The following is a 6,149-nucleotide window of genomic DNA, read 5'->3' as shown; positions in this document are numbered from 1 at the left end:
TTACGCTGTCTATACAATATGTAAATGAACTTCTTCAATAATCAAGAAAAAAAACGACCCCTATCAGGCCCTTTTTCCCCTCTTTCCAAACCCAGCCTTATCAGCTAAGCGGGTGCAAATATAGAAAGGTTATTATGATACCACAAAACAAAATCGAAAAAAAAATGAAAAAAAATTCAAGTATTTGAAAATCAATTATTTAAAAACATAATTTCAAGAAATCAGCTACATAACATCTATAATTATGTAGTTAAGTAATTGATTGAAAGCTTGCTATCATTTGAACAGTATATACTATTGTAAGCATCGATACAAGATAGTATCTTTGCGCACCATCTAAAAGAAGGAGAACTAATGATTGAAATTACATTGCCAGACGGCGCAATAAAGAAAGTTTCTGAAGGCACCACTCCAATGGAGATTGCAAAAGGCATTAGTGAAGGGTTAGCAAGAAATGTTATTTCCGCCAAATTCAATAACACCATTGTGGAAACCACAACACCACTTGACCATAATGGAACCTTAACACTATATACATGGAACAATGATGAAGGCAAGCAAGCTTTTTGGCATTCCACTTCGCATGTTCTTGCCCAGGCTTTGGAAGAGTTGTATCCTGGCATAAAACTAACCATAGGTCCTTCTATTGAAAATGGATTCTATTATGATGTTGATTTTGGAGAGCATTCCATTTCTGAAAAAGATTTTCCAGAAATAGAAAAGAAGGCATTGGAAATTGCAAGGGGCAAACATGATTATAAAATGAGAAGTGTCTCAAAAGCAGAAGCACTTGCTTATTACAAAAAACAAGACAATCAATATAAAGTAGAGCTTATTGAAAATCTTGAGGATGGCACCATAACTTTTTGCGACCATAGTTCTTTTACTGATTTATGTAGAGGTGGACATATTCCCAATACGGGGATTATCAAAGCCATAAAAGTGTTGAGCGTGGCAGGAGCCTATTGGCGAGGTGATGAGAATAACAAACAATTAACAAGGGTCTACGGAATTTCATTTCCAAAACAAAAAGAACTTACCGAATATTTAGAACTTTTAGAAGAAGCAAAGAAAAGAGACCATAGAAAATTGGGGAAAGAGCTGGAACTGTTCACGTTTTCTAAAAAAGTTGGACAAGGGTTACCTTTATGGCTTCCCAAAGGGGCAGCATTGCGCGAGCGGTTAGAACAATTCTTAAAAAATGCGCAAAAGAAAGCTGGTTATGAAATGGTAGTAACTCCGCACATTGGACAGAAGGAGCTTTATGTAACATCTGGTCACTATGCAAAATATGGTGAAGACAGTTTTCAACCAATTCATACTCCAAAAGAAGATGAGGAATTTTTACTGAAGCCAATGAACTGTCCTCATCATTGTGAAATATATAATAGTAGTCCTTTTAGCTATAAAGACCTTCCTAAACGTTATGCCGAGTTTGGCACTGTATATAGGTATGAACAAAGTGGCGAATTACATGGACTTACTCGAGTAAGGGGGTTCACTCAAGATGATGCACATATTTTCTGTACACCGGACCAATTGAATGATGAGTTTAAAAATGTTATTGACCTTTCACTATATGTATTGGGTTCTTTAGGTTTTGAAAATTTTACGGCGCAAGTATCTGTTCGTGATTTAGACAAACCCGAAAAGTACATTGGTGATACTGAAAACTGGGAAAAAGCTGAGCAGGCCATTATTAACGCTGCAGAAGAAAAAGGATTGAATTATGTAATAGAAAGTGGTGAAGCCGCATTTTATGGCCCAAAATTGGACTTCATGGTAAAAGACGCTCTTGGAAGAAAGTGGCAACTTGGCACTATACAAGTAGACTACAATCTGCCGGAACGCTTTGACCTTACTTATAAGGGCAGTGATAATGAGCTACACAGACCAATAATGATTCACCGAGCTCCCTTTGGGAGTATGGAGCGTTTTATAGCATTGTTATTGGAACATACTGGTGGAAACTTTCCATTATGGCTCATTCCTGTGCAGGCTATTATATTGCCGGTCAGCGAGAAACACGAAAAATATGCAGAAAAAGTTTTAAGTTCTTTAGAAAATCACGAAATTCGCGCGCTCATTGATAATAGGAATGAGACGGTAGGGAAAAAAATCCGTGAGGCTGAGCTTAAAAAAATCCCGTTCATGCTCATCGTTGGTGAGCAGGAAGAAGCATCTGAAACCATATCTGTTAGAAGGCATGGAGGTGAAGATGTAGGTAGTTTAAGCATAGGTGAATTTTCCGACTTGGTATCTACTAAAATAAATAGTACCTTAAAGTCGTTTTAACAAAATTTAGTTTAATTAAAAAATACACGTCATAGCAATACGAAGAAGATTTAGGCCCCAACCTAGGAGGGAAAACAAAAACCCCCATAACATCAATGAAAGTATTACAGCTCCAGAAGTTAGGCTTGTTGGAGATAATGTTGAAGTTGGAGTATATCCTACTCCGCAGGCATTGGTAAAAGCTAACGAACTGGAATTGGATTTAGTGGAGATTTCTCCTAAAGCAATTCCGCCGGTTTGTAAAATTATAGATTACAAAAAGTTTCTTTATGAGCAAAAGAAACGCGACAAGGCAATGAAAGCCAAGGCGACTAAAGTAATCGTAAAAGAAATAAGATTTGGCCCACAAACGGATGACCATGATTATGAATTTAAAAAGCGACATGCTGAAAAATTCTTAAAAGATGGTGCCAAGCTCAAAGCTTATGTCTTTTTTAAAGGACGATCCATTGTTTACAAGGATCAAGGTGAAATATTATTATTAAGATTGGCACAAGAGCTTGAAGAACTAGGAAAAGTGGAACAAATGCCAAAACTGGAGGGAAAGCGAATGACCATGTTCTTAGCTCCCAAAGCCAGTAAAAAATAAGCGGGATGCTGAATTTTTTCAGCAATAATTTATAAAGAGGAGAAAATGCCTAAGATGAAAACAAAATCCAGTGCCAAAAAGCGCTTTAAGCTTACAGGTTCTGGTAAAATCAAAAGAAAGCACGCTTTTAAAAGTCATATTTTGACAAAAAAGTCTAAAAAGCGTAAGCTTAAGTTGACACACTCAACATTAGTACATGAGTCCGATGTCAACAGTATTAAAGAACAATTACGTTTAAAATAATTGTTCGCAATCCGGTACATTAATTATTAACCATGGAGTTGGGCTTTAAAAGTGTCAAAAAAAAGGACCGCCTACTACAAAAAAATGAAACATTATGCCAAGATCAGTAAATTCAGTTGCTTCAAGAGCTAGAAGAAAAAAAGTAATGAAGCAAGCCAAAGGTTACTTTGGAAGACGTAAAAACGTTTGGACAGTAGCCAAAAATGCGGTAGAAAAAGCTATGCTTTATGCCTACCGAGATAGAAGAAATAAAAAACGAAATTTCCGCGCACTTTGGATTACCCGTATTAATGCTGGAGCAAGAATGCACGGAATGTCTTACTCTCAATTTATGGGGAAGGTAAAATCCAACGGTATAGAACTTAACAGAAAAGTTTTGGCCGATTTGGCAATGAACCATCCAGATGCCTTTAAAGCCGTTGTTGAAAGAGTAAAATAAGAGTTAATATAAACTTACCCCGCTTATTAAAATCCCGCTCAATTGAGCGGGATTTTTGTATTTTAAAGGATCAATACACCTTTCATGTTTAAATGTATTTCTCTATTGTTCCTCTTATTTTTAGGCCCCATTTCATCAACAGGTCAAAATAAGGACATATCGTTCTTAGCTTTGGGCGATAGTTACACAGCGGCTACAAGCGAGTCACAAGTCAATGGTTGGACCCAACAACTGGTTCAAATCCTAAAAAAGAAGGGAGTTGCATTGGACACTCCAATAATTCTGGCAAAAGCGGGGTGGACTTCTACAGACCTTTTAAGCAATATAGAGGCACAGCAACCGGTTTCTTCCTTTGGATTGGTTTCTCTCTTAATAGGTGTCAACAATCAGTACAAGGGAAAGGACATTAATATATTTAAAGAAGAATTCCCCCAACTTCTGAAAACTAGTATTGCATTGGCACAAAACAATCCAAAAAACGTGTTTGTCCTATCTATACCCGATTGGAGCGTAACTCCTTTTGCCAGGCTTAGGGACAAAAAAAAGATTGTAAAAGAATTGACCAATTACAATACCATTATAGAAGAAGAAGCCAAAAAACACAATGTTATGTTCATTGATATAACGCAGTCTTCCAGAAATGCTGCTTTAAACCCTTCGTTAATAGCTTCAGACAGTCTTCATCCTTCTAAGAAGATGTATAAGATATGGGCTAAAAAAATTAGCAAAAAACTACTTAAACAGTTTTAGGAAAGAAGTTTGTATTCAATCCAAATCACAAACCAAATGCAGTCAACACCAGTTTCCTCCCAGAAGCACTATTTCGGTGTTCACACAAATAAACTCCTTGCCAAATTCCCATGTTCAACTTTCCATTGGTAATTGGGACTTGAACAGAACTTCCCAGTAAAGATGCCTTAATATGCGCTGGCATATCATCAGTTCCTTCATAAGTGTGAATAAAATATGGTGTGTCCTCTGGAACCATCTTATTAAAATGGCTCTCAAAATCTACACGAACAGTTGGATCAGCATTCTCATTAATCGTCAACCCTGCAGAAGTATGTTTAATGAAAATTTGCAATATTCCTGACTGTATCTTTGTGATTTGAGGAAAAGAATCAATTATAGTGTCAGTAATTAAATGGAACCCCCTGGCGTAGGGCTTAAGTCTTATTTCAGATTGGTAGCATTTCATAATGTGTGAAATTAATACAAACTTTACATCATTCCTTGTTCAACACATACCTTTGCATTTCTAAAATAAAAAATGGACTTATCAAAGATAAAAATGGTGGTATCCGATATGGATGGCACATTGTTAAACTCTAAACATGAAGTAAGTAATCGCTTCTTTGAAATTCACAAAGAACTCAAACAGAGAAACATTCAGTTTGTGGCAGCAAGTGGACGCCAATATCATAGTATGGTGGATAAGTTGGAAGCCATTCAAGATGATGTGATTTTTGTTGCCGAAAACGGGGCCTTTGTAAAAAGAAAGGAAGAAGTACTGTTGACCACTCCAATTGATAAAAAGCATGTTAATTCCATACTCTCTTTAATTGCACGGACCACCAATGTGCATCCTGTATTATGCAGTAAAGAGAGCGCTTATGTTAGAGGCAACTCGGGCAAATTTTTGGAAATGCTTAAAGAATATTATACGGAATTTGAAATTGTGGAAGACCAAACCAAAGTGAAAGATGAAATCTTAAAGGTTGCAATCTATCATTTTGAAAGCTCTGAGGAACATATTTATCCGGTAGTAAAGCACCTTGAAGATACTTTAAAAGTAAAAGTATCCGGTTCTAATTGGGTAGATGTTTCACATAAAAATGCGCATAAAGGTTATGCCCTGGAAAAACTAATGCGTACCTATAAAATTAATTCAGATGAAATCATGGTTTTTGGGGACTACAATAATGATTTGGAAATGCTACAGCTTTCCAATTTTAGTTTTGCCATGGCCAATGCGCATCCTAACATTCAGAGGGTAGCTAAATACAATACCTTGAGCAATAATGAACATGGAGTAGAGCATATTTTAGAAAAAATGTTATGATAAAAGTTGAAGAAATTATAGAAAAATTCAATCTTAGTCCGCACCCAGAGGGCGGTTACTTCAGAGAGAGCTATAGAAGCAGCGGAGAAATAGATAAAAACTCCTTGCCGACCGGTTATCAAGGCAACCGTAATTATGCTACTTGTATTTATTTTTTATTGACTTCTAATACCTTTTCTGCCTTTCATAAAATAAAGCAAGATGAAATTTGGCATTTTTATGCAGGGTCTCCCATTAAATTGCATATTATTTCTGATGAAGGTATATATTCTGAACATGTAATAGGCTCAAATTTTCTACAAGAAGAAACTCCCCAATTTGTAGTGCCCGGAAACCATTGGTTTGCAGCCGAGACATTAGATACAAATGCTTACTCGCTTGTGGGCTGCTCTGTTTCTCCTGGCTTTGATTTTAAAGATTTTGTACTCCCTACTCAAAATGAACTTCTTGAGAAATTTCCAGAACATGAGGCAATTATAAAAAAGTTCACCCACCTCTAAATTCCTATCATTATATGAGGC

The 6,149-nt window shown here is 36.4% G+C and carries 8 protein-coding genes; 7 read left to right on the top strand and 1 reads right to left on the bottom strand.

Annotated features, from left to right (window positions below):
* Positions 1-354 precede the first annotated feature (354 nt).
* The 5 genes from thrS (at position 355) to DKG77_RS16630 (ending at position 4,316) form a co-directional block, all read left to right on the top strand.
* Positions 355-2,295: a threonine--tRNA ligase gene (gene thrS, locus DKG77_RS16650; RefSeq protein WP_109665716.1), complete on the top strand. Its 1,941-nt coding sequence runs from the start codon at positions 355-357 to the stop codon at positions 2,293-2,295.
* 37 nt (positions 2,296-2,332) lie between these two features.
* Complete coding sequence (gene infC, locus DKG77_RS16645) at positions 2,333-2,884, top strand: translation initiation factor IF-3 (RefSeq protein ID WP_207785474.1); 552 nt, start codon at positions 2,333-2,335, stop codon at positions 2,882-2,884.
* A gap of 45 nt (positions 2,885-2,929) precedes the next feature.
* A complete protein-coding gene (gene rpmI / locus DKG77_RS16640; RefSeq protein WP_073181711.1) occupies positions 2,930-3,127 on the top strand; it encodes a 50S ribosomal protein L35 in 198 nt (65 codons plus the stop codon).
* A 94-nt stretch (positions 3,128-3,221) separates the two neighbouring features.
* Positions 3,222-3,566, top strand: a complete 345-nt coding sequence (rplT, locus tag DKG77_RS16635; RefSeq protein ID WP_109665711.1) for a 50S ribosomal protein L20 — start codon at positions 3,222-3,224, stop codon at positions 3,564-3,566.
* 84 nt (positions 3,567-3,650) lie between these two features.
* Positions 3,651-4,316 (top strand): SGNH/GDSL hydrolase family protein, encoded by a 666-nt coding sequence (locus tag DKG77_RS16630; protein WP_109665709.1) that lies wholly within the window; start codon positions 3,651-3,653, stop codon positions 4,314-4,316.
* Between the two features lie 25 nt (positions 4,317-4,341).
* On the opposite strand, the gene DKG77_RS16625 is transcribed toward DKG77_RS16630, so the two are convergent.
* The gene (locus tag DKG77_RS16625; RefSeq protein ID WP_109665706.1) at positions 4,342-4,764 is read right to left on the bottom strand and encodes a secondary thiamine-phosphate synthase enzyme YjbQ; all 423 of its coding nucleotides are present in this window, start codon (positions 4,762-4,764) and stop codon (positions 4,342-4,344) included.
* A 72-nt stretch (positions 4,765-4,836) separates the two neighbouring features.
* On the opposite strand from DKG77_RS16625, the gene DKG77_RS16620 reads away from it, so the two are divergent.
* Entirely contained in the window at positions 4,837-5,628 is a 792-nt protein-coding gene (locus DKG77_RS16620) for an HAD family hydrolase (protein WP_109665703.1), read from the top strand.
* Complete coding sequence (locus DKG77_RS16615; RefSeq protein ID WP_109665702.1) at positions 5,625-6,128, top strand: cupin domain-containing protein; 504 nt, start codon at positions 5,625-5,627, stop codon at positions 6,126-6,128. The genes DKG77_RS16620 and DKG77_RS16615 overlap by 4 nt, the downstream gene beginning before the upstream one ends.
* Positions 6,129-6,149 lie beyond the last annotated feature (21 nt).

This window comes from Flagellimonas aquimarina (assembly GCF_003149745.1).
Taxonomy (GTDB): Bacteria; Bacteroidota; Bacteroidia; order Flavobacteriales; family Flavobacteriaceae; genus Flagellimonas; species Flagellimonas aquimarina.
Note: the sequence above shows the minus strand (reverse complement) of the source record. Positions and strands in the feature narration are given on the sequence as shown.